Raw genomic sequence first — 23724 nt, forward strand, 5'->3', positions numbered from 1 at the left:
CTCGGGGCTCTAGTATTCAACCGCATTTTTTTGCAGGCACTCTTGAACAACAACGAGAAACTGCTCACGTCGAAAGGGTTTTCTCAGCGTGTCGAGAGCCCCCATCATTTTTGCCGTATTTAAGAAGGAGTAATTCCCCCGTTCCCCCCCGCCGGAGATGGCCACGATCGCCAGTGTTGGCGCTATGCGTCTCATCTCCATGATGGTTTCCAGACCCTCTTTTCCCGGCATAAAGATATCGGTAATAACCAAATCGACTTCCTGGGAATTGATGATGCGCAAACCCTCATCACCTTCTCTGGCCACGTATACCTCATACCCTGCTTGCTCAAGCACCTTTTTCATCAGCACCTGCATCAAATCATCATCATCAATGACAAGAATTTTTCGCATCACTACACCCCTTTTCGGAGTCCGCATTTTCCCAAAGGTAAAATTATCCATTTTTCATTTTTTTGTTATTATAATTGATTTTATTGTCAATTATGGTACAATGAGAATGATTCAGGGAGAAACACGCAGCGCTTTTGATGATATATTTTACCAACACTTCCATTTACAAGGATGTGTATGTTGTGAATCTATTAATTGTTGATGATGAACCGCAAATTTGTGAATTGTTGACAAGTTTTATCACCATGGTCCCTGATGCTGTGGTTGTAGGAACTGCCGGCAATATCGAGGACTTTGCTCTGGCCGTGGCAACCCATCGGCCCGATGCTGTTTTCCTCGATATCTCTCTCCAAGGAGGCGATGGCATCGAAGCAGCCAAGCAGATCATGACAGACTTCTCCTTTGAGGTGGTCATCGTCAGCGGTCACGACCTGCATGCCCTTCGCGCCTTCGATATTCGCCCCCTCGATTTTATTGTCAAGCCCTTCTTGAAAAAAGATGTGATGCGAAGCCTTATCCGTCTGAGGGAACGGCTGGCAGAAAAACAAAAGGCGCCAGAACATCGTCCAGGACGTATCCTCTTTCGAGAAACAGGTGGCTTTCGCTTCGTCTCTTGTGAAGACATCATCATGATCGAGGCGATAAAAAACGGTTGTTTGGTTCATGTCAGCAAGGAACCCGCACCTTTTCGCTTCAATGATGAATTGTGGGAGATCACGCGTCAACTCGAACGTTTTCCCAACTTATGCAGGATTCACAAAGGCTTTGTCGTCAACATCAACTATATTGATAAGCTGGATCGACAGGGGAAGTCCAACCTGGTCACCTTCCGCCATACCAAGGCGGTGGCCACTGTCGGCGAGAAATACTATCGCGCATTTCTTGAAAAATTCAGAGATTAGCCGAACGACCGGGAGAATCCCGGTCGACTTATTTTTCCGGGTAAAGATCTACATCGACTTCGCCGATGCAGGTCCGGAGACGCAACACAAGCGGGATTCGATTCAACAGAAGGGCTCTTTCCTGCTGCAATCCACATGATGCTCTCTCCCTTCTTCATGCGTTACGATTGGAGTATCCTTGTGTAGGTAATCATAACCCTAATTTGTACCAAAATACACATAATGGAGAGGAACAGGACTATCCAGAGTTATAGCTGTAGCAGCACCGTTTTTCCAGTGAACACGATCAGTACCTTGTTTATCCTTTCATTTTTATCTTTCTGTTGAAATTCCTATAAAGCTCTCATGTGTTTCGTTTTAACTTTCACTAGGCCGTTTTTACTTTCCTTTATTTTTTCTGGATTCCCATTCCATTATGATCACCCCAAGGACATCAGAAGAGCGAGTGTCAAATCGAAAAAACAGAGTGTTTCGAGAAGGGGTGGTAAAATGTATCGCTGTTCCGTATGCGGGTACATCCACGACGGTGACCACAGTCCCCATGTCTGCCCGAAATGTGGCGTTGCCTCTGACATGTTCCACGAAATCGACGAACCGACAAAGGCGTTAATTCTTCGTTCTCGGAAAACGAATGAACTGCATTTAAATGTGATGGCACAATTGACCAGCATCATGGAGCTTGTCCGTCAAGGTATTGATGACGATCTGGACGCCAATTGCGTGAAAATCTTTAGCCGGGTACATAGTAACGCCCATGAATCGATCCAATCGATCAAAGCCGAATTGCAGGCCCATATGAATCGCAGCAAATGGGGATAACACCATAAAAAAAGCACCCCGAAAAAGGGTGCTTTTTTTATGCCTATTTTTGAATTGGTCATGCTTCTCTTGCGGTAAGCAGCTTGTTTAATACCGTTTCCAGTTCATTCTTTAAAAGCGGTTTCTCTAAAAAGGCTTTGATCCCCAAGCTGTTTGCTCGCATTTCGTTTACAGAATAGCTAAATCCAGTGCATAATACGATGGGTACGTCGGGCCGGATTTTTAATAATTCACAAGACAGCTTATCACCTGTAATATCCGGCATCGTCTGATCCGTAACGACCGCATCATACTTGTATGGGTCAATGCGGAATAACTGTAATGCCTCGCGAGCGCTCGTTGTAGGAGTTACCGCATAGCCCAACGTTTCGAGCATTTTTACGCCATAGTCAACGATCAACTCTTCGTCATCAACAAACAGCACGGCGCCTTTTTTCTTCTTACCGGCGATTTCGCGTTCATACTCTGAAACGCTCATAACCCCATCAAGTCTGTTATTCCCACTTACACGCGGAAAAAACACATGAAAGGAGGCGCCCAGTCCATGATGGCTCTCCACCGTAATCGCGCCGCCATGTTCCGCCACAATACCGTGAACGACAGCGAGTCCCATTCCACTCCCTTCACCGGAGCGCTTTGTCGTAAAAAAGGGATCAAAAATACGTTCTTTTATCGTATGATCGATGCCGCTCCCAGTATCACTGATGCTTAGTTTCACATACTCCCCGGGCGGTACTTCGATTCGGCTTGCGTCGTTGTGTCTATGTTCGATAATTTGAAGCGCAATGGTCAGTTCTCCGCCTTGCTTACGCATCGCATGTTCTGCATTCGCACATAGATTCACGATCAGTTGGTGAATCTGTACCGGGTCGACCCACACAAAGTCATCGCCGGATTGATCGAGTTTGATGCGAACACTGATGTTCGTTGGCAATATCATCCGGACAAACTCCATGGTTTCTTTCACCATGTTCGATAACCGCACCAATTCTCGTTTGGCATCAGTTTGACGGCTGAAGGTTAACATGCGCTGGATTAAGTCTTTCGCGCGCAAACAGGTGGCCATGATCTTTTTATTGTTATCATGGAGTACGGTGCCGGCAGGAACCATTTCGAGATTCAATTCCGTAAATCCCGTGATAATGGCCAACATATTGTTGAATTCATGGGCAATCCCACCCGTTAAGGTCCCAACCGCCTCCATTTTTTGGTATCTGCGCAGTCTTTCCTCATTGTTTCTCTGATCGGTTATATCACGGATCGACAGTACGACCGCATCCCCATCGGGGATTAACCGCCCTTCTCTTTGACAATGCTTTTCGCCAACAAAAATATCGTAGTGCAACAATATAGGTTTTCCCTTAGTAATCGCTTCATCAAATATTTCTTTATGGTTCGTCATCTTGAAATCTTCCAGGATTTTTAAATAATGCTTCCCCTTGCAATAATTTTCCGTTAACATTGTTGGAAAGCCTTCTGGTATTTTGCAGTCTGCTACGATTCCATTTCGATGGATCAGCATAAATAAGTCAGGAAGAACATTGATGATCGCACGCTGTTTTTTCTCGCTTAATCGGTTTTCTTCCTCCATTCGTTTTACTCTGTTTAACTCCACTTGTAACCGTTCGTATAAGCAAGCGTTATTCACCGCGATTGAAGACAGCCTTCCTACCCCTTCGAGCCACTCCATCTCTTCCCTGCCAATTCGTTCCCCCTCAGTAACAAAGGATATGCCGATGAGCCCGATCAGTTGTTTGTTAAAGTGGAGGGGAATCAACGCGTATGACTTTACCCATGACACATCTGGATGTTCTGAATGGGTCGGGATAGAAGGTCTTTGACAGTACTTGATCTCTCCTTTTTCTAATTCATCGTCAAGCAAGGGATGGCCCAATGGCAATCCGATATGCTGTGTATGGCTTCCAATCGCATGGGCAATGATATATTCTTGTCTGGTCGGCTCCCACAAAGCGATAAAGCCATGATCCGTATCGATAAATCGAGTGACTTTATCCAAAATAGCTACATATCGTTCTTTCAAGCTTACATTCGCCATGATATCTATCGCCGTATCGTGCAATAACTGCAGGTACTTGTTTTGTTCGCTAATTTTATCTTCTTTCAGCATGCAATTCGTTATGTCATGGAATAGACAGATGGCTTTATTGTGTTGAAATAACACGATGTAAACTTTATACGTCAGGTCTTTATCCGTAGTAACTAAAGTCGATTCAAAAAAGTCACTTCTTTTCGTTGTTATCACATTCTCAATCACAGCCAGCAAATCATTGGCTATTTTGTCGGGGAATAGATCTTGAATTTTTTCCCTTGACAAAAAGGGGATGTTCCCCTCTTGGACGTCATGGGGGATCCGTTCAATCACGTGGCCTTCTTTATCTACGATAAGGCAATGATCTCCTAGGGAATGAAGGATTTGATAGAGCACTTTCTTGTGCTCTTTCGGTTTCCTTTTTAAAACTATCGTCCTCATTCTTTCATCGTCCTCATATCATCATAACCGGTACTTTCCCTTATTAATTCTACCTATATGTTATATCCTTTTTATAGAAGTGTCAATCTTCCTTTTTTAATATATGCAAAAACCACCCTGCCTTCAAGGTGGTTTTCGTCTGTTTGTAAAAAATTTTTGGTGATGACCTTCGCTGCCCTTTTGGGGTTTCATTCCTTTCTTGAACCTTCATGGAGAACCCGTTGAATCGCATTTTCCAGTTCCGATTTCAACAGCGGTTTCGTCAATTGTTCCTTAATTCCCCTGATCTGAGCCGTTTGTTCAATGTTTGTGGCATAGAGATAGCCGGTGCACATGATAAAGGGCATTTGGGGAACGATCTTTAAGGCTTCTCTGACGAATACATCCCCCGTCATTCCGGGCATTGCCTGATCCGTTATGACAAGGTCAAACTGATTTGGTGATAATCGTATCAACTCAAGCGCTTCTATGGCATCGAAACAGGTCACGACACTGTATCCCATACTCTCCAACAATTGTTTGTGCAAATCGACGAGCATCGGTTCGTCATCGACGAAAAGAATGGTGATCTTTTTCGAGGATTCCGTACTCATACAGTCATTTTCCACCCTTTTCTCCTGTTTACCGTCCTCTGTGTTTGAAACAGCAGGGATGTAAATCGAAAAATGCGTGCCCTTTCCGATTTCCGCCTCCACTGTAATGGCGCCACCGTGTTCCAATACGATCCCATGGACGACAGACAACCCCAGTCCGCTTCCTTCCCCAGCTTGTTTCGTCGTAAAAAAGGGATCGAACACCCTTTCTTTCACCCATCTGTCCATACCGATTCCGTCGTCCTTTACGGAAAGAGAAAAGTAATTACCCGGTTTGATATGCAATCCTTCTGAAAGGATCTCGTCTACCGTCGCCTGCGAGAGACCTATCTCCAACAGACCGCCTCGAGAACGCATGGCGTACTCGGCATTGCTGCACAGGTTTACCATTAATTGTTGAATTTGTACTGGGTCGACATAAGCTCGCGCCTCTGCGGGCAGTTGATTGGTTACCTTTACTTCAATATTTGTGTTGAGCAACATTCGACTTAGATCAACACACTCATGAATCAACTTGGGAAAGGCTACGAACTTCTTTTCACTGATCCCACGACGACTAAAGGTGAGCAGCCGTTGTATCAGTTCCCGGCCATAGAGCCCCATTCGAACGATTTGACTCTGGTAGTGCAGGATTTTCTTTTGACATAAGGGGGACTCGATGGTCATCTCGGCATTGCCGAGAATCACGGAAAGGATATTATTGAAATCATGGGCGATGCCGCCAGCCAAAGTGCCCAACACCTCTACTTTTTGCAGCCGGCGCATCTGTTCTTCTAACCTACGATTTTCGGTGACATCACGGATGATCATAACAACTTCTTGATTTCCGGCCCGGACGAGACGGGCTTCTCTTCTTCGCTTTTCCCCTGAAACCGTCACATCGTATTCAACGATTTGGGGCGCACCTGTCTTTATCAGCTTCTTAATCCTTTTGTTATAATATTCTCTTCGCCCCGGCGGGACGAAGTGATAAATATGCTGTCCCGTATTGATGGTTTCCGAAACGGTAAAATCCTGCGGAATGCTGCAGTCAATGATCTGTCCCTTCTTCGAAATTCGCATAACCACGTCCGGTATCGCATTCAAGAGCGCCCGCTGATTCTCTTCACTTTTTCGCAGTGTCTTTTCTATATGTCGCCGTTCTTTTAATTCTTTTCTTATATCCGCATAAAGTTGCGCGTTATCAATCGCGATAGATCCCATATTCGCGAGAAAGGAAAAGATCTCACTCTCTTCCAGTCCCGGTTGTCGTTGATCCGTAGGAAACACAACGGCGATTAACCCTCTTTTTTTCGATGAGCCAATCTTTAAGGGTGCGAGCAGATAATAGCGGCCTTCATAATAGGTTTTTGTGACATGAAAATGCTGTTTTTTTTCATTAGAGGCGAGGTGCTTGTATACAATACCCATTTCAATGCTGGAATCGTTCTTGTTTGAAAAGACCCTTGCTTCGATTGAAATATTTGCATTGCCATTGCTCTTTACAGCGATCACCCCTTGTGCCGCGCCAAGCAGGGTAACGGCCCGCTTAAGTAAAGAAAGCATGATCTCGTTCGGTTCTCGTCTCTTGAGCACTTCCAAAGCCGTTTGATTTAGGGCAAACAAATAGTTGTTCTTGCGGTGCAACGTTGCCTTGCTTTGGGTTTCTTCCGTAATATTTCGGACAAATCCGATTGCTTCATCATTTTTCAAAGGCACAATTCGCGCCTCATAGTTTTGTTCCACTCCTTGGATGGGCAAGGTGTAAAAAAACGTATGGATCGCGCTTCGTTCATTCATGTGAGCGAGTGTAGCGCAAAACTTATCGGCGACAGATACGGGCAATATTTCTTTAACGCTTTTTCCAATCTGTTCTTTGCGTGGCGCATAAAAATCGTTGGATGCCTTCGGCCAGATCTCTAGCAGTGTTCCATCTTTTTCAAAATGGAAAAACAGATCGGGAAAGCTGTCGAGAATGGTGGTTAGCTTCGTTGATGCGTCAGCCAGTTGTTCTTCGATTCTTTTTCGTTCTTCTCGCTCTTCTGTTAATTTTTTCTCGGCTCGATTCAAGTTGTCGAGTAGGGTCTTTCTTTCTGCAAGCAGTTTCTCTACTAACATTTGTTGATAACTCGGCAATAGATGATCATTCATATCGAATTGGCTTAATCCCCTTATCCCCTTATGCTTTTTACGCACGGCCAAGCTGCGGCAACGTCTTTTGCCTTTCCATTGAACAGTTGAAGACTCGTCTTGATGCTCCTTCACTGGTGGCCTCCTCCATTAGCCCATGATTGACAGAAGATCCTCTGCACCCATTCCTAGCGGATAAGCGACAACTCCTCAGCCAATTCTTCTTCCGGAGAGGTCAAGGCAAAGGTGAATGGAAAGACCCTTCCGCTTTCATAGTAGTTTTGCCAAATCCATTCGTAAATAGAGGCGAAAATGAAATTGAAAATTAAGATCTTATCAAGAAATTCTTTTTTCGGAGCGATATGCATAAGCAAACTGAGCGGCTGATTTAGTAATGCCAACAGCGCGCTGGCTATCCCTATCTGTATAGCCATCTCATGATTTTTAAATTGTAAGAAAAACCCTGTCGGAACCTCTATGCATTGCTGGCCCGGCTTATAGTAATTCACAAAACCGCAACACAAGACAACTCGTCCATGAGCGATATGTTTCGAATCCGGTTCTGCGAATAGGGCGTTCGATAGAACGATCAGTATATCCGTATTATCGATTTGTAGTGCCTGTCTGCTTTCACTTACTTCGATGCGATATACGCTATAGGGTCGTTTTGATGCGTACACGGTGCTGCTGTGGGCGTTAACGTAAAAACCGCGGAGAAGGAAATACTTCTTGAGCAGGCTTCCCAAGAACAGCACGGCCCTTTGGTTATAGTCGATGACCTCTATAACGACATTATCCTCGATCCGTTTCATATTTCCACCCCTACTTTTTTTGGGAATCATAGCATCCATATGTAGGGGTAGAAAATAATACGGGGTTAAATAGGGATATGGAGAGTTAAAACAACCCGGCTCACAAGGAGCCGGGTTGTTTAAGCCATCCTTATTCGATTATCAGAGGTTCTCTATTCTCCCAGCATCCGCCGCTGGATGAAATTGGTGTATACCTCACCGCGCTGGAAGAAGGCATTGCCCAACACTTTTTGTTGGAAGGGGATCGTCGTCTTGACGCCTTCGATGACAAATTCATCAAGGGCGCGCTGCATGCGAGCGATGGCTTCATTGCGATCACGGCCCCAGACGATCAGCTTTCCGATCATGGAGTCGTAGGTGGGCGGGATGCTGTATCCGGCATAGGCGGCGCTGTCAAGGCGGACCCCCGGGCCGCCGGGGGGATGGTAGGCCGTGATCTTGCCGGGGCTCGGCATGAAATTGCGGCTCGGATCTTCCGCGTTGATCCGGCATTCGATGGCATGGCCGTTGATGACGATGTCCTCTTGGGTGTAGCCCAAGGGCTCGCCGGCGGAGACACGGATCTGCTCCTTGATCAGGTCGATGTTGGTGATCAGCTCCGTGACAGGATGCTCGACCTGGATGCGGGTGTTCATCTCGATGAAATAATACTGGCCATGCTTGTCCAGCAGGAACTCGACAGTCCCGGCATTGACGTAGTTGACAGACTTGGCGGCCAGGACAGCCTGTTCGCCCATCTCCTTGCGCAGTTCCGGCGAAAGGGCCGGCGAAGGCGCTTCTTCCAGCAGCTTCTGGTTCCGCCGCTGGATGGAGCAGTCCCGCTCGCCCAGGTAGACCGTGTTGCCGTACTGGTCGGCCATGATCTGAAACTCGATGTGGCGCGGCTCTTCGATGTATTTTTCGATGTAGACGGCGTTGTTGCCGAAAGCGGCTTCCGCCTCCGCCTGGGCCGTCTGGAGGGCGTTGATGAGGTCTTTGTCGGAGTGGGCGATGCGCATGCCCCGACCGCCGCCGCCGGCCGATGCCTTGATCATGACGGGATAGCCGATCTCCTCAGCGATCTTCTCAGCGTCTTCCGCCTTGGTAACGATGGACTCGGAACCGGGGACGACACGGACGCCCGCTTTGATCATCGTCTCCCGCGCGACGGCCTTGGAACCCATCGACTCAATGGCCTTGGAAGTGGGTCCGATGAATTTGATCTTGCAGGTCTCGCAGATCTCGGCGAAGTAGGCGTTTTCCGAGAGGAAGCCGAAGCCGGGGTGGATGGCTTCGGCGCCGGAAACGGTGGCGGCGCTGATGATGTTGGGGATATTCAAATAACTGCGGTTTGAGGGCGCCGGTCCAACGCAATAGGCTTCATCGGCCAGTTTTACATGCAGGGCGTCCTTGTCGATCTCCGAGTAGACGGCTACCGTCTGGATGCCCAGTTCCTTGCAGGCGCGTATGATGCGGACGGCGATCTCGCCCCGGTTGGCGATCAGGATCTTGTTAAAGAAGCTGTGGTGTCCCATTTATTAGGCGCCCCCTCAGGCTTTTTCAACGAGGAAAAGGGTTTGGCCGTATTCGACGGGCGCGCCGTTTTCCACGAGGATGTCGACAATGGTTCCTTTGATTTCGGCTTCGATCTCGTTCATCAGCTTCATCGCTTCAATGATGCAGACCGTGGAGCCGGTGTCCACTTTGCTGCCCTTTTCCACATAGGGGCGGGCGTCGGGGGCCGGAGCGCGGTAGAACGTGCCCACCATGGGCGAGGTGATGGCGACGACATTCGGATTCTTGGCCTGATCGGCGGCCGGTTTCGGCGCCGGAGCGGCAGCTTCCGCTGCAGGCGCAGAGGCAACTGCGACGGGGGCGCTCACCATCACAGGGGCGGTGGCAGGCGCATGGATGGCCGATCCCTTGCGGATGGCGACCTTGACACCGTCACACTCTACTTGCAATTCGGCAATGTCCGTACCGTTCAGAACCTGAATGAGTTCTTTGATCTCTTGGACGTTCACCTTCATATCCTCCTTCTGCGCTTTCCCTCTAAGGGTTGCGGACTGGTCTCCCCCAGGCAGGGGAGCCGGCGGGTCTTCCTGATTCTGAACGATCGGGGCGACCACGTGGGCTTGCGGGTTTTTCCGATAGTCGAAAAACTTCAGCGCCACCTGCGGGAAGAGGGCATAGGAGAGGACATCCTCTTCGCTCTGGGCCAGCGGGCCCATTTCGCGACGGACGCGATCCATAGCCGGTTCGAGCAGGTCGGCGGGACGGCAGTCGATCTGTTTGTCGTCCTTGAGGATCTTGGTCACCAGGTCCTGCCGGATCGTCGCCGGCGGTTTCCCGTAGAGACCTTTCACATATCCCTTTACCTCGCCAGGGACCAGTTTGTACCGCTCGCCCGTCAGGACGTTCAGCACAGCCTGGGTGCCCACAATCTGGCTGGTGGGGGTAACAAGAGGCGGGTAGCCGAAATCGGCCCGCACCTTGGGCATTTCATTCAAGACTTCATTCAAGCGATGGCGAGCCTTTTGCTCCTCCAGTTGGGTGATCAGGTTGGTGATCATCCCGCCGGGGACCTGATGGTCGAAGACGAGCATATCGTTCAGGCCGGTGATCCCCCGTTTGTAGCCAAGGCGCTTGCGCAGGTCTTCAAAGTACTGGGTGATCTCGAAGATGCGATGGATGTCGAGGCCCGGATCGTAGGGGGTGTCGCTGAAGGCCCGCACCAGCGTCTCCACAGGCGGCTGGGAAGGACCGAAGGCCAAGGGCAGGGCGGCGCAGTCGATGATATCGGCGCCGGCTTCGACGCCTTTCAGGAGTGCGCCGACGGCCATGCCGCCGATGTAGTGGGTGTGCAGTTGAAGGGGAAGGTCCACCTTCTCTTTGATCATGGTGACCAGTTCCCGCGATTTGAAGGGCAGAAGCAATCCGGCCATATCCTTGATGCAAAGGGAGTCGGCGCCCATCTCGGCCAGTTGGATGGCCGTTTCGACGTAGTGCTCCATCGTGTGGACCGGGCTGATTGTGTAGACGATCGCCGCCTGCACATGGGCGCCGGCGTTTTTGGCGTGACGCATGGGCGCTTCCATGTTACGGATATCATTCAATGCGTCAAAAATGCGAATGATGTCGATGCCGTTTTCGACAGATTTGTGGACAAAGGCTTCAACCACATCATCGGGGTAATGGGTGTAACCGACGAGGGACTGGCCCCGCAGAAGCATCTGCAAGGGGGTGCGGCGAAAATGCTTTTTCAAGATCCGCAACCGTTCCCAGGGATCCTCATTCAGGTACCGCATGCAGACGTCAAAGGTGGCGCCGCCCCAAACCTCTACGGAATGATAGCCCACCTTGTCCATTTTTTCGACGATGGGGAGCATGTCCTCCAAGCGCATACGGGTGGCCCACAGGCTCTGGTGGCCGTCCCGCAGTGTCGTCTCGGTGATTTTAACTCTGCGTTGCTCTTGCACTGGATTCCCTCCGTCTTTCCGAGCGGCACACGTCCGGTTCCCTGGTTCCGCCGCTTCCGGACAAAATAGAAACTCAGGGCGTTGTGGGAGTAACAACTCTCCTGAGTTATACGCTAGCGACAATGCTAGACACTTACCATATATTATAGAGTTCGGACGATTCAGACGCAAGGCGTGGCCATCCATGTATACAGAATAACCGATTTTCCCCATGAAAATAAACGTTTCCGTCGAATAAGGGCAGCTCCTTACCGGTTCATGACGGCAACATCTCCCGCCTTCACCCCTGTCGAACGGGCAACCAGTTCGGCGATCTTTCCTTTGTCGGCCGGCGTCAATTCCCGGGCGGCGACGATGACCGACACGGTGTTGCCCTGGATCAGGGCAACGGCGTCCCGGTAGTCGTTGGCGATGAGCAACCGTTCCGTCTCCATCTCTTTTTTTATCTGCTCGCTGATCTGGAGCAGTTTTTTTTGGGCTTCTTTGCGCGTCTCACCGGAGGATTGGTCGTTGCGGACGATCTCCTGAAGGATTTCGATCTGCTGGCTGCGCACGCGCTCCCGCTCCATCCGGTATTCGGAAAAAAAGTCCGGCCCTTTGTGCTGGAACTGGGCGGGGTTGGGCAGCGCCGGCCCGGCCGACAAGGTCACCGCCCTGTTGACGGAAGGTGTAGGTGTCGTTGACGGTGTTGACGGTGTTAGCGGCGTTGGCGACGTTAGCGACGTTAGCGGTGTTGGTGGCGCCGAGGTTGCCGAATCGCCGATGATCCGACTGCTTTCTTTTAAAGCTTCGGAAAACACTAGATCACTCACCGAATAGACGCCCACACAACCGGCCGTCATGACGAGGAAGCCTGCCAGCAGGGCGAAAAGCTTACGGGCAGGCCACTGAGACGGTTCCGGCAGCCAGGACGGTTTTTTGACGATCCGGATCCTCATCGTTTTTCCTCCCGGGGAAAGACGCTGACCTTGTGGGCCGGGATATCCAGCAGGGTGCAGACGGCCCGGCTGATGTTCTGGCGCACAGCGGCGTCCTTGGCCCCCTCGGCGACAACGAGAACGCCGGCGATCTCGTAGCGCATCTCCCGCACTACGACCGGCTGCTCCTTGGCGGCGCTGCTCTCCTTGACCACCACGACCGTACGGCTGTCTGTGCTGTCCGAGGTTACCCGTGTGCCGCCGGATTTGTCCTTTTCCTCGATCTTCTTGTTGTTGGCGTTGTTGTTGGTGGCGTATTCAGACCGGGTGCCCTGAGCGAGGCTGACGACGACCTCAGTGGCGCCGACGCCCTCGATTTTAGACACAGCGTTGGAGACGCGGTCACTCAACAGCCGTTCTTGAGACGCCAGTTCCGCTCCCCGGCCGGTCTTGGCCACATCGACGGCTGGTGTCGACGACGCAGGCGCCGTCTCTTTCCCCGGCCAGATGCCGGCCCCCTGCGGGCGTTCGTCGGCCATCATCAGGGTGACGCCGAGAAGCAACGCAACGGCGAGCACGGCCAACAGCTTGTCTTTTGGCTGCTTCAGCCAGTTCATCGATGATCCTCCCCCGTTTCCGCTGGTTTTTCCTGTCATTCCGACTGTCTCCCTGATTCCCACAACACCCGAATCCGTTCGGGCGGGATGCCGTAGAAACCAGACAGGGTCCGGACGATCTCCTGGGCCGTCGCATCCCTCTTCGGCGGCGTCGTTGAGGTCGGGGCGGCAGCGGAGTGAATATCCTCCACCATCACCGACGCCACCGCTTCTTTCTCCCCTTCACGGGAATCATCAGGCCGCAGGGTCACGGTGATCTGGCCGATCCCTGTCTTGGACGCCGACTGCCCGCCCAGTTCCACCTGGGCCGCCGCCGCCTTCACCCCTGGCTTGAGCCCAACCAGCGCCTCCACCTGGCGCCGCAAGCGGCTTTGTGCCTCCTCGCGGGCCTGGGAAAGCCCTTCTTCGCGCAACGCCTCGCCCTTGCGACGAATCTCGTCGTAACCGTTGACCTCTTGCACAGGCATGTCCCCGCCCAGTGTGGCGGACCAATTGTTTTTATTCACCCAACTCATGATCGGGTTGAGCACGGCCACCATGATGAACAGTCCCGCCACCAACCGGACCAGCGACTGCAACCGGCCGTTGGGCAGGAGCATGTCCAGCAGCGTGCCCACCAGGATGATCAGCACCACCTGTTCAATGATCTGGCGAAGGATGTCCAGTCGGCTCCCCCCCTACCGCAACATAACCGTCAGGTTGCCGGCCCCGACGACGATGGTGAGCGCCAGAAAAAACATGAGCCCTACGGCGGCGACGGCGCCAAAGACCAGGGTCAGGCTGCCGCCGATCGTCTCCAGGCTGTCGGCGACAGGGCTGTCGCCGATGGGCTGGAGCAGGGCGCCCGCCAACCGGTAGATCAGCACCAGGGCCAGGAGTTTCAGTGACGGCAGGACGCAGAGGATGGCGATGATCACCAACCCGATGAGGCCGATGCCGTTTTTCAGCAGCAGTGAAGAATTGACGATCACCTCAAAACTGTCGGCGACGAGACCGCCCACCACTGGCAGCAAGGCATCGGTGGCATACTTGGCCGTCCGCAATGTCAGGCCGTCGGCAACGGCCCCTACAGCGCCGTAGATGCTGATGACGCCCAGGAAGATGGTGATGAACAGGCCCATGGCCAGCTTGTAGCCGTCTTTGATCAAGTTTTGCAGGTTTTTTACCTTAAACTGAGGCGACACATGATTGAGGATGCCCAGGGCGGCAGAAAACAGGATGAGGGGAAAAATCCAATCCTTGATCAAGGTGCTGATCAGGGTGATGCTCCCAAAAATGACGGGATGAAAGAGCGCCCCTGAGGCAAAACCGCCCATGGCCGTCAACAGGGTGAGCAGCACCGGCAGGACAGCCTGCATAAATCGAACCATATCCTCAATGGCCCCCCGCCCCGTCTGGAGCGCCGTATGGAAGCTGTGGATGGCGATGGTGATCAAGACCATGTAGCCCACGGCAAAGGCAACCTTGGAGACCGCTCCCGACTCAAAGGACGACTGGAAGTGGTTGAGGACGGCGACGACGACGGCCAGGATGATCAGTTCCCCCAGCAGCGCCGTATTGGCCAGCACCTCCTGAAAGAGGTACCCCATGACGCCGTGATAGACTTCACCGACAGAGAGGCTCACCCGCCCGCTCCGGATATCCTCCATGATCGTGCGCGGGTTGAGCGAAGGAAGGTATTTGCCCTTGTCCCGCTCCAACTCGTCGAGGACCCGCTGAAACTCCGTGAGGTCGACGGTCGGGGCTGGCTCGGGGCTGCCATTCGATGCCTCAGACCCAGTTGCAGTGGGAGAGAGATTGGCCGGCGCGGCAGACGCCTGGGAAAGCGGGAGCCCCTCCGCTAGGGCCGGTGAGGGAATCGTTGCAAATTGCGTCACCAGTAAAACAAACATCAATAGGCCCAAGATGGCTCGATAGGCCCCCCTGTCGCCGCTCGCCGGGTGCCAGAGGTGTAGAAGGCTCACCCGCCCCTGCGTTGCCCTCCTCATGAGGGACCACCCCGGGGAAGCAGGCTCATCAGCGAATCCATCAAAGCCAGCAGGATCGGCAACGCCAGCACCATCACCAGGATTTTGGCCGCCATCTCCACCTTTGTGGCGATCGTCGACTCACCGGCGTCCCGGCAGATCTGCGACCCGAATTCGGCGATATAGGCGATGCCGACAATCTTCAACAGCGTCGTCAGGTAGTACCGGTTGATCTGCGCCTTGTTGGCCAGATCCTCCAGGACTTGAATGACAGCTGAAATCTTGGCCAGCACAAACAAAAATAGGATCACCCCGGCGGCAATGCTCAGTTGGACCGCCAGTTCCGGCCGCTGCTTGCGCAGGATGACCAAAAAGATGGTCGCGATGATGCCCACCCCGACAACCTGCAGAATCTCCACGGCACACCTCCTCTCCGTTAATAGAGGGAGAAGACCGACCGGACCTGGTCAAAGAGGTCGCTGATCAGGCGAAGGACCATGAGCGTCACCAGCGCCACGCCGCTGATCGCCAGCAGTTGCGCCAATTCTTCCCGTTTTGCCTCTTTCAATATGGAATAAAAAATGGCGACGACGATGCCGATGCCGGCAATCTGAAAGATCTGCAGCATGTTCATTCCCTTGTCCTCCCCCTCACCAAATGGCCAGGACAACGGCGGCCCCGAACAGGACACCCCCGTAGGACCAGACTTTTCCCATCCGGTTCTCCGTCTCCCACGCTTCGCTCTCCAGACAAGTCAGTCGGTTTTTCACCTCTTCGATGCGGTGCAGCTGGTCCTCGCGCGGCGCGGCGCCCAGACCCAGGGCCAAACGGGCCAACTCTTCCCCATCGGATCCTTTCAAAGGCGTCGTGTGCAGCCACTCCTCCACCGCCAGCAGCCAGATTTCCGACGCCGCTTGTCCCTCTGCCTCGCGCAATCGACGGCCCGCCTCAGCAAAAAGCGCTTTCACGGGCGAACCGGCCGTTTCGCTGACCTGGGCCAGCGCCTCCGGCAGGCGGGTTGCCCGGAAGGCGATTTCCGTTGCCAACATCGCTAAGGCCGATTGCAACGACGCCAGGATCTGTTTTCGCCGCCGGAGATCCCTTGCCGTCATGAACCCGCCGGCCGAGAAGGCGCCGACGATCAGCGCCGCGCCGACCAGTTTCCCCATGGTTCCCCCTCCTCGATAGGATTTCCGCCGGCATCGTACAGCCCTTCAACGGTGCCGGGCCCTTCCCGGCGGCTGAGGACGACGAGGCGCTGAAAGACATTCCACCTCAACATCCGTTCCAACCCCGGACGTGTGAGGACTTCTTCCCGGCTTCGCCCATGGGCGGTGGCCAGCAGGGTGACGCCGCTATGGACGGCTTCCTCGACAGCCCGCACATCCTCTTCCCGACCAATCTCATCGGTGGCCAACACCTGGGGTCCCATCGAACGAAGCAGGCGCAGCAGCCCCTCCGCCTTGGGACAACCGTCCAGCACATCGGTCCGGGGACCGACGTCATTTTGCGGGCAGCCGTGATAACAGGCCGCCACCTCGGAACGCTCGTCCACCAGGCCCACCGTCATGCCTGGCAGACCGATTTCCGGTCGCCCCGCGCTGATCTGGCGGATGATATCCCGAAGCAGTGTCGTCTTTCCCCCGCCTGGGGGAGAGATGAGCAGGGTGGAAAAAAAAATCCCCCTATCAGCAGAAAGCAATCGGGGCAACAGGGGATCGGCGACACCGGGAAACTGGCGGGCGATGCGGATATTCAACGATGAAACGGGATGAATCGTTTTTACCCGCCCCGCTTCCAGAACCACCCGGCCGGCGAGGCCGACCCGGTGTCCGCCCGGCAATGTTAAGTAGCCCTGCCGGAACTCTTGCTCCAAAGCGTAGACCGAGCAATGGGCGATCAGATGGATGGTTTGGACGAGTTCTTCTTCGGAGACAGGTCGCAACAGTTGATCACCCATCCGGCCGCAGAGGGCCACCGGTCGGCCCACACGGAGTCGGATTTCGGTCATCTCATCGAGCCACCTCGGCTGTGTCGCCAATTGTTCCGTCAGGAGGGATCGAAGCGATGGCGCCAGGTAAGGGAGCAGCCGAACGGTCCAATGTGCATTGGCGCTCTCATGCACCACTCCCGGCAACGCGATACGTGCCCTTTCGTCTTCCCCTCGACCGTCTTGACAGACCTTGGTCGGATCCATTCGCCCAGAGGAGACCTGTTCATCGAAAATCGCCGCCCCATCAGAACCGCTGCTTAGGCGCCAACGCATCCTTGTCCCCCCTTCCCTACAAAAACATATGCCCACCTACCAGGATTATGCAAAAAGAGAAGGCCTGCGCCGTCCTCCGGCGTGGCCTTCTCTTTTTACAGGATTGAACTGCTTCTAATGGGTTTGGGGGTGATGAGCCCCTTCGTCGCAGTCGCAGTGGCACTCCTCTCCTGCGCCTGCGATGATCCGCTCTTCCATATCCTCGTCGCCTTCCTGGATGAAGATCACCTGCCGGCAGGAGGGGCAGGTCACTTCCAGGTAGTCATCGTCATCGAGCAACTCCGCGTCAAAGGTGATGTTCTCATGACAGGAGGGGCAGGCGATTTCGACGATATCGTCGTCATCATCGTCCTCCTCCTCATCATCTTCGTACATATCCTGCTCCAATTGGAAGAGGTCGTCGTCCATGCTTTCGACGATCTCATCCAGGCGTTCTTGCTCGGCTTTCAGCGTGTCGATGGAGTCAGCCATGTCGCCGAGCACTTGCAACATTTCCGTGAGCAGTCGCCCTTCCCGGGAACTGGCCCCTACGTTCATGCCCTCTGCCAGACCTTGCAGGTAGGAGATACGCTGGCGTAACTTCTGCAAAATAAAATCCCTCCCGGATCCTTCGGATTGCCATCGGCTATCCGTAGTATCTCCGGGAGGGATCGTTTCTAGGCGATGAATGTAGGCGCTTAGCGGTTCAATCCTGATTGGAGGCCAACCGCCAGGTAGGTCTGATCAGGTGATCAGGCGCGGGAAACGTAAGCGCCTGTCCGGGTGTCGATGATCAGCGTCTCCCCTTCATTGATAAAGAAGGGAACCTGAACGATAGCGCCCGTTTCAAGGGTGGCCGGCTTGCTGCCGCCCGTGGCGGTATCGCCGCGAACGCCCGGTTCGGTGGCGGCCACCTTCAGTTCTACCGTGTTGGGCAGTTCGACGCCCATCAGGTTGCCGTTCCAGGTGAGCACGTGGACGTTCATGTTTTCCTTCAGGAAGCGCAGTTGCTCTTCGATCTGCTTGCGCTGCAGGGCGATCTGCTCGAAATTCTCCACATCCATGAAGGTGTAGGACTCGTCGGCGTCGCTGTAGAGGTACTGCATCTGGCGGCGCTCCAGGCGGGCCTTGGGCACTTTTTCACCGGCCCGGAAGGTGCGTTCCACCACGGAACCGGTCTTGATGTTCTTCAGTTTCGTCCGCACGAAGGCGGCGCCTTTGCCAGGCTTGACGTGCTGGAATTCGATGACGACGAAAGCGTCGCCGTCGAGTTCGATCGTCGAACCCGTCCGAAAATCGTTGGATGAGATCATGGACGAAAAATGCTCCTTCCCCTTGTTAGATGCGAATCAGGCTGATGGAAGATGTATGATAATGAAAGCTTGCGCGCAGGTGCTGTGCATGAAAACCCGCTGCAGGCAACTTTCCTGAACCGCTTTCCGCGTTACTCCAGTGAACCGCTCTCGGCCGTTTACAGGATGAGCAGTTCTTTTTTCGGTGATGATGTCAGGTTGCGGTTGCCGTCGGCCGTGACGATGACCAGGTCCTCGATGCGGACGCCGCCCCAGCCGGGAATGTAAATCCCCGGTTCGACGGTGACCACATGACCCGGCTCGAGGATGTCCTCGGACAGGGTGGACAAACGCGGGTTTTCGTGGACAACGAGCCCAACGCCATGGCCGAGGCCATGGCCGAAGCGCTCGCCATAGCCGGCCTGCTCGATCACATCCCGGGCGATCCGGTCGATGGCCCGCCCGCTTTTTCCCGGCGCGATGGCGGCCAATGCCCGTTCCTGCGCCTCAAGAACCGTATCGTAGACCTTGCGCTGCTCTGCCGTCGGCCGGCCAAAGACGACTGTTCGGGTCATATCGGAACAGTACCCGTCGAGGATGCAGCCGAAGTCGAGGGTAAGCAAGTCCCCCGCCTCGATCACCTTGTCCGAGGCGACGCCGTGGGGCAAGGCGGACCGCTGACCCGAGGCGACGATAAACTCGAAGGACACCGCTTGAGCGCCCTCCCGCCGGAGAAAAAACTCCAGTTCCAGGGCTACGTCCCGTTCAGTCATCCCCGGCTTCATCCAACCCAAAATATGTTGAAAGCCCCGATCAGCCAGCGCCGCTGCGCCGGTGATCGCCGCCTGCTCCGCTTGATCCTTGACAACCCGCAACGACTCCACCATGCCCTTGCGGGAAACCCATTGGATATCCGGCAAAACCTTTTCCAGTTTCTGCTGCTGTTCCAGGGTGACCACATCGCTCTCAACAGCGATGTTTCGCCAGCCCCGATCGGCGACTGCCTCCTGGAGCGTTTCCGTCCAGGCGCCTCTTTGCCGGAGCAGCGTCCACTGGGGCGCCTGCTGGGCCGCCTGCTCCCAGTAGCGAAAATCCGTCGCCAGCCACTGGCCTTCCCGGTCGACGAGCAAAAAGCCAGCCGTCCCCGTGAAGCCGGAGAGATAGCGCCGGTTTTCAGGCGACAGGATCAGGAGCGCGTCGATGGCCCCATCCCATCGTTGCCGCAACTGGGCGAGGCGGGGCTGGACTGATCCCGTCACACCGGCACCCCCTTCCGGACCGTCAGGTAATGACGGGCCGCTTCCATGGCCAGCCGGTACCCGTCGGCGCCAAAACCGGCGATCTGGCCGACGGCGATGGGCGCGATGAAGGAGTGGTGACGGAAGGCTTCCCGGGCGTGGATGTTGCTGAGGTGCACCTCGATCACGGGAATGGCGACGCCAACGATGGCGTCCCGCAAGGCGATGGAGGTATGGGTGTAAGCGCCCGGGTTGATGATGATCAGATCCACTCGCCCGCAGGCGTTGTGGATACAGTCGATCAATGCGCCTTCATGGTTCGACTGAAAACAGACGACCTCCCAGTTCCAACTCCGGCCGAGTTCGCTGACGGCTTCCTCGATCTCCCTCAGCGTGGTCGTTCCATACTGGGCCGGTTCACGACGGCCCAGCAGATTCAGGTTGGGACCGTTGAGCAGCAAAATGCGCGCGTTCAGGCGAGATCCCCCATTTCCCTCAGCATTTTACCACAAAAACCACAGCGGCAACAACGACTTAGGCGCCGCTGATGGCCATTTCTTTGGCGCGCAGCGTCGGCGCGCCCTTGCCGATAAAGAAGGTCAAATCGCTGCCCACGCCGTCAATTCCCGTCAGCCAGTCAAGGAGGTTGCCGGCGATGGCCACCCCTCGGACCGGCCGCGTCAACCGGCCTTGCTCGATCAAGAGCCCGGCGGCGCCGACAGAGAAATCGCCCGAAATCGGGTTGGCGGTGTGCATGCCCATGACCTCAGTCACATAGAACCCCGATTCGATCTCGCCGATGAGCTCATCAGGCGGACGCTCGCCCGCCTGGAGGTAGAAGTTCGTCGTCCCTACCTCCGGCGTCCCCCGGAAAGACCCTCGCGATCCGTTGCCGGTCGACGCCGCCCCCTCTTTGGCCGCCGTGTAGGTGTTGTGCAGAAACGCCTCCAGCGATCCCTGGTCGATCAGCACCGTCCGGGAGGTGGGCACGCCTTCACCGTCAAAAGGCGCCGAGAGGATCCGCCCTTCCATGCGGCCGTCGTCGATGATGGTCACCTCGGCGGCGGCGATCTTCTGACCCTTTTTCCCGGCAAAGAGCGATTTCCCCTTTTGTACGGCTTCCGCCGTCAACGACGGCGCCAGGATGCCGAGAAACTGGGTCGCCACATAGGGATCAAAGACGACAGGGGCGCGCCGGGAGGACAGGGGCTTGGCGCCGAGCATGCGCAGCGCCTTTTCGGCCGCTTCTTTGCCGATCTTTTGCGGATCGATCCCGTCAAAGCTCAAGCCGTACGAAAGAGAGAACCCGGTCTGGCTCTCACCGTTTTCCTCAGCCACGAGGTAGGCGTAGCCGCCGCAGTACGCCCCCTGGTAGGCGGCGTCGACGCCCTGGGAGTTGATGATCGTCACCCTGTATTCGGCGTCAGAGTAGCTTGACCGTTCGATGATCTTGATTCGAGGATCGACAGCCTTGGCCGTCGCCTCGATCGTTTTAGCCAGTTCGATCTTTCGTTCCACTGGAATCCCAGCAATAGCCGGGTCGTGCGTATTCACCTCGGGATAGGCTTCCGCTTTGCCGGGCAATCCCCGGAAGCGATCCTCGGCGTTCCAGCGGGCATTCGCCAGCGCCCGGTCCACCGTGGCCTCCAGCGCCGTTTCCGACAAGTCGGACGTAAAGGAGTAGCCCATTTTCCCATTCTGAAAGACGCGAATGCCGATGCCGCGATCCTCGGCCAGCTTCATCGTCTCCACGATGCCCTTGGAGACATCGATGGACAGTTCTTTCGAGTCAAGGCCGTAGGCTTCGGACTGGTTGGCGCCCTTGGCCTGTGCCCGTTCCACCATCTGGCGGGCCAGTTCCCGCATCGCGATTTGACTCACCGCCACACCTCCCACTGTCAGTTTGCCCAGTCCGGCAAATCCCCTTGCTTCTGGGCAAAAAAGCCATACCCGTCAAAGCGGGCATGGCCCCAAGGGTCTTACAGACGCCGGATTCGGCCGGCGGGATGGTTCAACAATTCAAAAGGGGACAGACGGCGCAGCTCGCCGCCAACACCGCCGCTTCCGCCGGCAGGCGCGACAGCCGTCGCCTCATCGTCGTCTCCGCTCGCTGCGGCGCCGGTTCCTCCCACGATCAGGGAGGTGATGCGAAGTGTCGGCTGCGCATCCGACACGGGCGCCCCCTGTCCGTCTTTGCCGCAGGTGCCGATGGCAAAGCCGAGGTCGTTGCCGACGCGGTCGATCCGTCGCAGCACCTCCGGACCGTTGCCTGTCAGGGTAGCGCCGCGCACCGCCGCGCCGATCTCGCCGTTTTCAATCAGATACCCCTCGGCGACGTCGAAAACGAAGTCACCGTTGGTCGTGTTGACCTGGCCGCCGCCCATCTTCTTGACGAAGAGGCCGCGCTTGGTATCTTTGATGATCTTCTCCGGGATCTCATCGCCCGAGGCGATCAGGGTGTTGGTCATGCGCGGAATGGGCTTGTGCTGGTAGGACTCGCGCCGGCCGTTGCCGGTCGGGGAACATTTATCCTTCCCCGCGGTGAAACGATCATGCATGAACCCCTTCAGGACGCCCTTTTCAATCAGCACATTTTTCTGTCCCGGCGTTCCCTCGTCGTCAAAACGAAGGGTTCCGTACTTGCCGGCGATCGTGCCATCATCGATGACCGTCACCAAGGGAGACGCCACTTCCTGACCCTCCTTGCCGGCGTAGACGGAGAGCCCTTTTTGCACCAGATCGGCCTCCAGTCCGTGGCCGCAGGCCTCATGAACCATCGTGCCGCCGGCAGCGCTGGACATCACGACGGGCATCTTGCCCGATGGGGCCGGCTTAGCCGTCAGCATCAACAGCGCCCGGTCAACGGCAGCTTGGGCCAGCGCCTCGGGGTCGCGCTCTTCGAAGATCTCGAACCCCTTGGCGCCGCCCAGCGCCTCGTAGCCCGTCTGGATGACAGCGCCATCGGCGGCCACAGCGTGGACGACAAAGCGAGTGCGGATCCGCTCATCCTCAACGTAGTCGCCTTCCGAGTTGGCGATGGTCACTTCCTGAACGACGTCGCCGTAACCGACAGTCACCTGTTTGATCCGGTCATCAATGGCCCGGGCATGGCGATTGGCCCGCAGCACCTGCTCGACCTTGTCCTCCAGTGCCACCTGCTCCGGCCGCGACGCAATGACCATTTCCACCGGCGAAGAGCGCCGCGAAAGATCGATGGAACGAGACGACGCACCCCCGCGAGCGGCATGGCTGGCCACCTGGGCGGCATGACCGAGGCCGTCGAGACTCAAATCGTTCGTATAGGCGTAGGCCGTCGAATCACCGGCGATGACACGGATGCCCGCGCCGATATCGATCCCCGAGTTGATCCGCTCGATCTTGTTGTCCTCACAGCCGATCCCGTTGACCGATTTTTTTTCGATAAAGATATCGGCAAAATCGGCGCCCTGGCGCAGGGCGATTTGAAGCACATCCCGCAGATCGTCCATAGCGGGTCGATGAATCAAAGGGCTTCCCCCTCCAGTTCTTATACGTCGCCACCTGCGCGGGGCGGTTCCGCCGCGTCCAGGGTGACCTCCGGCTTCTCGTGACGAGGGTTCTTGGCGACGAGCATCATTCCATGGGCAATGGCGCCGATGACGTCGACATGGAATTGGCTGAGCAGCATATTGATCTTGGAATAGACTTCCCCTTTGTTGGTGACGACATACCGCGGCGGGAGGCGGTTCAAGGCCGCCGCCATGATATCCATCCGGCACTGGTCGCAACGGCAGACTTCGGGGTGTTGCGCCAGCAATTCATCGAGAAAGTTCTCGACGACGCCTTCCATAAGGTTGTGGAGCATCGTATACCTCCCCTCGGTTTGTACGGG

23 protein-coding genes are annotated in these 23724 nt (G+C 55.1%); 2 read left to right on the forward strand and 21 right to left on the reverse strand.

Annotation, left to right across the window (positions count from 1 at the left end; genetic code table 11):
- Positions 1-9: 9 nt before the first annotated feature.
- On the reverse strand, positions 10-444 hold the full coding sequence (locus GTO89_RS09430; protein WP_207708923.1) for a response regulator: 435 nt from the start codon (positions 442-444) through the stop codon (positions 10-12).
- A 131-nt stretch (positions 445-575) separates the two neighbouring features.
- On the opposite strand from GTO89_RS09430, the gene GTO89_RS09435 reads away from it, so the two are divergent.
- Positions 576-1295 carry a LytR/AlgR family response regulator transcription factor gene (locus tag GTO89_RS09435; RefSeq protein WP_161261841.1) on the forward strand — a complete coding sequence of 240 codons (720 nt, stop codon included), beginning with the start codon at positions 576-578 and terminating at the stop codon, positions 1293-1295.
- A 489-nt stretch (positions 1296-1784) separates the two neighbouring features.
- Positions 1785-2114 (forward strand): rubredoxin-like domain-containing protein, encoded by a 330-nt coding sequence (locus tag GTO89_RS09440; protein WP_207708924.1) that lies wholly within the window; start codon positions 1785-1787, stop codon positions 2112-2114.
- 58 nt (positions 2115-2172) lie between these two features.
- On the opposite strand, the gene GTO89_RS09445 is transcribed toward GTO89_RS09440, so the two are convergent.
- The 20 genes from GTO89_RS09445 to GTO89_RS09540 all read right to left on the reverse strand — a co-directional run bounded on the left by GTO89_RS09445 (position 2173) and on the right by GTO89_RS09540 (position 23697).
- The gene (locus GTO89_RS09445) at positions 2173-4605 is read right to left on the reverse strand and encodes a hybrid sensor histidine kinase/response regulator (protein WP_161261843.1); all 2433 of its coding nucleotides are present in this window, start codon (positions 4603-4605) and stop codon (positions 2173-2175) included.
- Positions 4606-4793: 188 nt separating this feature from the next.
- Positions 4794-7442 (reverse strand): hybrid sensor histidine kinase/response regulator, encoded by a 2649-nt coding sequence (locus GTO89_RS09450; RefSeq protein ID WP_161261844.1) that lies wholly within the window; start codon positions 7440-7442, stop codon positions 4794-4796.
- Positions 7443-7495: 53 nt separating this feature from the next.
- Positions 7496-8119, reverse strand: a complete 624-nt coding sequence (locus GTO89_RS09455; RefSeq protein ID WP_161261845.1) for a hypothetical protein — start codon at positions 8117-8119, stop codon at positions 7496-7498.
- Between the two features lie 152 nt (positions 8120-8271).
- Positions 8272-9633 carry an acetyl-CoA carboxylase biotin carboxylase subunit gene (accC, locus tag GTO89_RS09460; RefSeq protein ID WP_161261846.1) on the reverse strand — a complete coding sequence of 454 codons (1362 nt, stop codon included), beginning with the start codon at positions 9631-9633 and terminating at the stop codon, positions 8272-8274.
- 15 nt (positions 9634-9648) lie between these two features.
- Positions 9649-11577: an acetyl-CoA carboxylase biotin carboxyl carrier protein gene (gene accB / locus GTO89_RS09465; RefSeq protein ID WP_161261847.1), complete on the reverse strand. Its 1929-nt coding sequence runs from the start codon at positions 11575-11577 to the stop codon at positions 9649-9651.
- 248 nt (positions 11578-11825) lie between these two features.
- Positions 11826-12515: a SpoIIIAH-like family protein gene (locus GTO89_RS09470; protein WP_161261848.1), complete on the reverse strand. Its 690-nt coding sequence runs from the start codon at positions 12513-12515 to the stop codon at positions 11826-11828.
- The gene (locus GTO89_RS09475) at positions 12512-13111 is read right to left on the reverse strand and encodes a stage III sporulation protein AH (protein ID WP_161261849.1); all 600 of its coding nucleotides are present in this window, start codon (positions 13109-13111) and stop codon (positions 12512-12514) included. The genes GTO89_RS09470 and GTO89_RS09475 overlap by 4 nt, the downstream gene beginning before the upstream one ends.
- A 35-nt stretch (positions 13112-13146) precedes the next feature.
- Positions 13147-13746 carry a stage III sporulation protein AF gene (locus GTO89_RS09480; protein WP_161261850.1) on the reverse strand — a complete coding sequence of 200 codons (600 nt, stop codon included), beginning with the start codon at positions 13744-13746 and terminating at the stop codon, positions 13147-13149.
- A 42-nt stretch (positions 13747-13788) separates the two neighbouring features.
- A complete protein-coding gene (gene spoIIIAE / locus GTO89_RS09485; RefSeq protein WP_235920368.1) occupies positions 13789-15099 on the reverse strand; it encodes a stage III sporulation protein AE in 1311 nt (436 codons plus the stop codon).
- Positions 15096-15497, reverse strand: coding sequence for a stage III sporulation protein AD (gene spoIIIAD / locus GTO89_RS09490; protein WP_161261851.1), 402 nt, complete (start codon positions 15495-15497; stop codon positions 15096-15098). The genes spoIIIAE and spoIIIAD overlap by 4 nt, the downstream gene beginning before the upstream one ends.
- Before the next feature lie 17 nt (positions 15498-15514).
- Positions 15515-15712 carry a stage III sporulation protein AC gene (gene spoIIIAC / locus GTO89_RS09495; RefSeq protein WP_012281657.1) on the reverse strand — a complete coding sequence of 66 codons (198 nt, stop codon included), beginning with the start codon at positions 15710-15712 and terminating at the stop codon, positions 15515-15517.
- A gap of 16 nt (positions 15713-15728) precedes the next feature.
- Complete coding sequence (locus tag GTO89_RS09500) at positions 15729-16247, reverse strand: stage III sporulation protein AB (RefSeq protein ID WP_161261852.1); 519 nt, start codon at positions 16245-16247, stop codon at positions 15729-15731.
- Positions 16220-17344: a stage III sporulation protein AA gene (gene spoIIIAA, locus GTO89_RS09505; RefSeq protein ID WP_235920369.1), complete on the reverse strand. Its 1125-nt coding sequence runs from the start codon at positions 17342-17344 to the stop codon at positions 16220-16222. Before spoIIIAA ends, GTO89_RS09500 begins: the two co-directional genes overlap by 28 nt.
- A gap of 114 nt (positions 17345-17458) precedes the next feature.
- A complete protein-coding gene (locus GTO89_RS09510; protein WP_204758260.1) occupies positions 17459-17932 on the reverse strand; it encodes a CD1247 N-terminal domain-containing protein in 474 nt (157 codons plus the stop codon).
- A 143-nt stretch (positions 17933-18075) separates the two neighbouring features.
- Positions 18076-18636, reverse strand: a complete 561-nt coding sequence (gene efp / locus GTO89_RS09515; RefSeq protein ID WP_161261853.1) for an elongation factor P — start codon at positions 18634-18636, stop codon at positions 18076-18078.
- Between the two features lie 158 nt (positions 18637-18794).
- A complete protein-coding gene (locus tag GTO89_RS09520) occupies positions 18795-19874 on the reverse strand; it encodes an aminopeptidase P family protein (protein WP_161261854.1) in 1080 nt (359 codons plus the stop codon).
- Positions 19871-20314, reverse strand: a complete 444-nt coding sequence (aroQ, locus tag GTO89_RS09525; protein ID WP_235920370.1) for a type II 3-dehydroquinate dehydratase — start codon at positions 20312-20314, stop codon at positions 19871-19873. Before aroQ ends, GTO89_RS09520 begins: the two co-directional genes overlap by 4 nt.
- 73 nt (positions 20315-20387) lie before the next feature.
- On the reverse strand, positions 20388-21734 hold the full coding sequence (locus GTO89_RS09530; protein ID WP_328793892.1) for a TldD/PmbA family protein: 1347 nt from the start codon (positions 21732-21734) through the stop codon (positions 20388-20390).
- A gap of 98 nt (positions 21735-21832) precedes the next feature.
- Entirely contained in the window at positions 21833-23341 is a 1509-nt protein-coding gene (locus tag GTO89_RS09535) for a TldD/PmbA family protein (RefSeq protein WP_161261978.1), read from the reverse strand.
- 38 nt (positions 23342-23379) lie between these two features.
- Positions 23380-23697, reverse strand: a complete 318-nt coding sequence (locus GTO89_RS09540) for a late competence development ComFB family protein (RefSeq protein WP_161261855.1) — start codon at positions 23695-23697, stop codon at positions 23380-23382.
- Positions 23698-23724 lie beyond the last annotated feature (27 nt).

Source organism: Heliomicrobium gestii (assembly GCF_009877435.1).
GTDB classification, from domain to species: domain Bacteria; phylum Bacillota; class Desulfitobacteriia; order Heliobacteriales; family Heliobacteriaceae; genus Heliomicrobium; species Heliomicrobium gestii.

What these genes read in the sequence shown, in the direction of transcription:
- GTO89_RS09430 (WP_207708923.1), bottom strand. Translation starts at nt 444, where the DNA reads ATGGATAATTTTACCTTTGGGAAAATGCGGACTCCGAAAAGGGGTGTA.
- GTO89_RS09440 (WP_207708924.1), top strand. Translation starts at nt 1,785, where the DNA reads ATGTATCGCTGTTCCGTATGCGGGTACATCCACGACGGTGACCACAGT.
- GTO89_RS09445 (WP_161261843.1), bottom strand. Translation starts at nt 4,605, where the DNA reads ATGAGGACGATAGTTTTAAAAAGGAAACCGAAAGAGCACAAGAAAGTG.
- GTO89_RS09455 (WP_161261845.1), bottom strand. Translation starts at nt 8,119, where the DNA reads ATGAAACGGATCGAGGATAATGTCGTTATAGAGGTCATCGACTATAAC.
- accC (WP_161261846.1), bottom strand. Translation starts at nt 9,633, where the DNA reads ATGGGACACCACAGCTTCTTTAACAAGATCCTGATCGCCAACCGGGGC.
- GTO89_RS09470 (WP_161261848.1), bottom strand. Translation starts at nt 12,515, where the DNA reads ATGAGGATCCGGATCGTCAAAAAACCGTCCTGGCTGCCGGAACCGTCT.
- GTO89_RS09475 (WP_161261849.1), bottom strand. Translation starts at nt 13,111, where the DNA reads ATGAACTGGCTGAAGCAGCCAAAAGACAAGCTGTTGGCCGTGCTCGCC.
- spoIIIAE (WP_235920368.1), bottom strand. Translation starts at nt 15,099, where the DNA reads ATGAGGAGGGCAACGCAGGGGCGGGTGAGCCTTCTACACCTCTGGCAC.
- spoIIIAC (WP_012281657.1), bottom strand. Translation starts at nt 15,712, where the DNA reads ATGAACATGCTGCAGATCTTTCAGATTGCCGGCATCGGCATCGTCGTC.
- GTO89_RS09500 (WP_161261852.1), bottom strand. Translation starts at nt 16,247, where the DNA reads ATGGGGAAACTGGTCGGCGCGGCGCTGATCGTCGGCGCCTTCTCGGCC.
- spoIIIAA (WP_235920369.1), bottom strand. Translation starts at nt 17,344, where the DNA reads ATGCGTTGGCGCCTAAGCAGCGGTTCTGATGGGGCGGCGATTTTCGAT.
- efp (WP_161261853.1), bottom strand. Translation starts at nt 18,636, where the DNA reads ATGATCTCATCCAACGATTTTCGGACGGGTTCGACGATCGAACTCGAC.
- GTO89_RS09535 (WP_161261978.1), bottom strand. Translation starts at nt 23,341, where the DNA reads ATGGACGATCTGCGGGATGTGCTTCAAATCGCCCTGCGCCAGGGCGCC.
- GTO89_RS09540 (WP_161261855.1), bottom strand. Translation starts at nt 23,697, where the DNA reads ATGCTCCACAACCTTATGGAAGGCGTCGTCGAGAACTTTCTCGATGAA.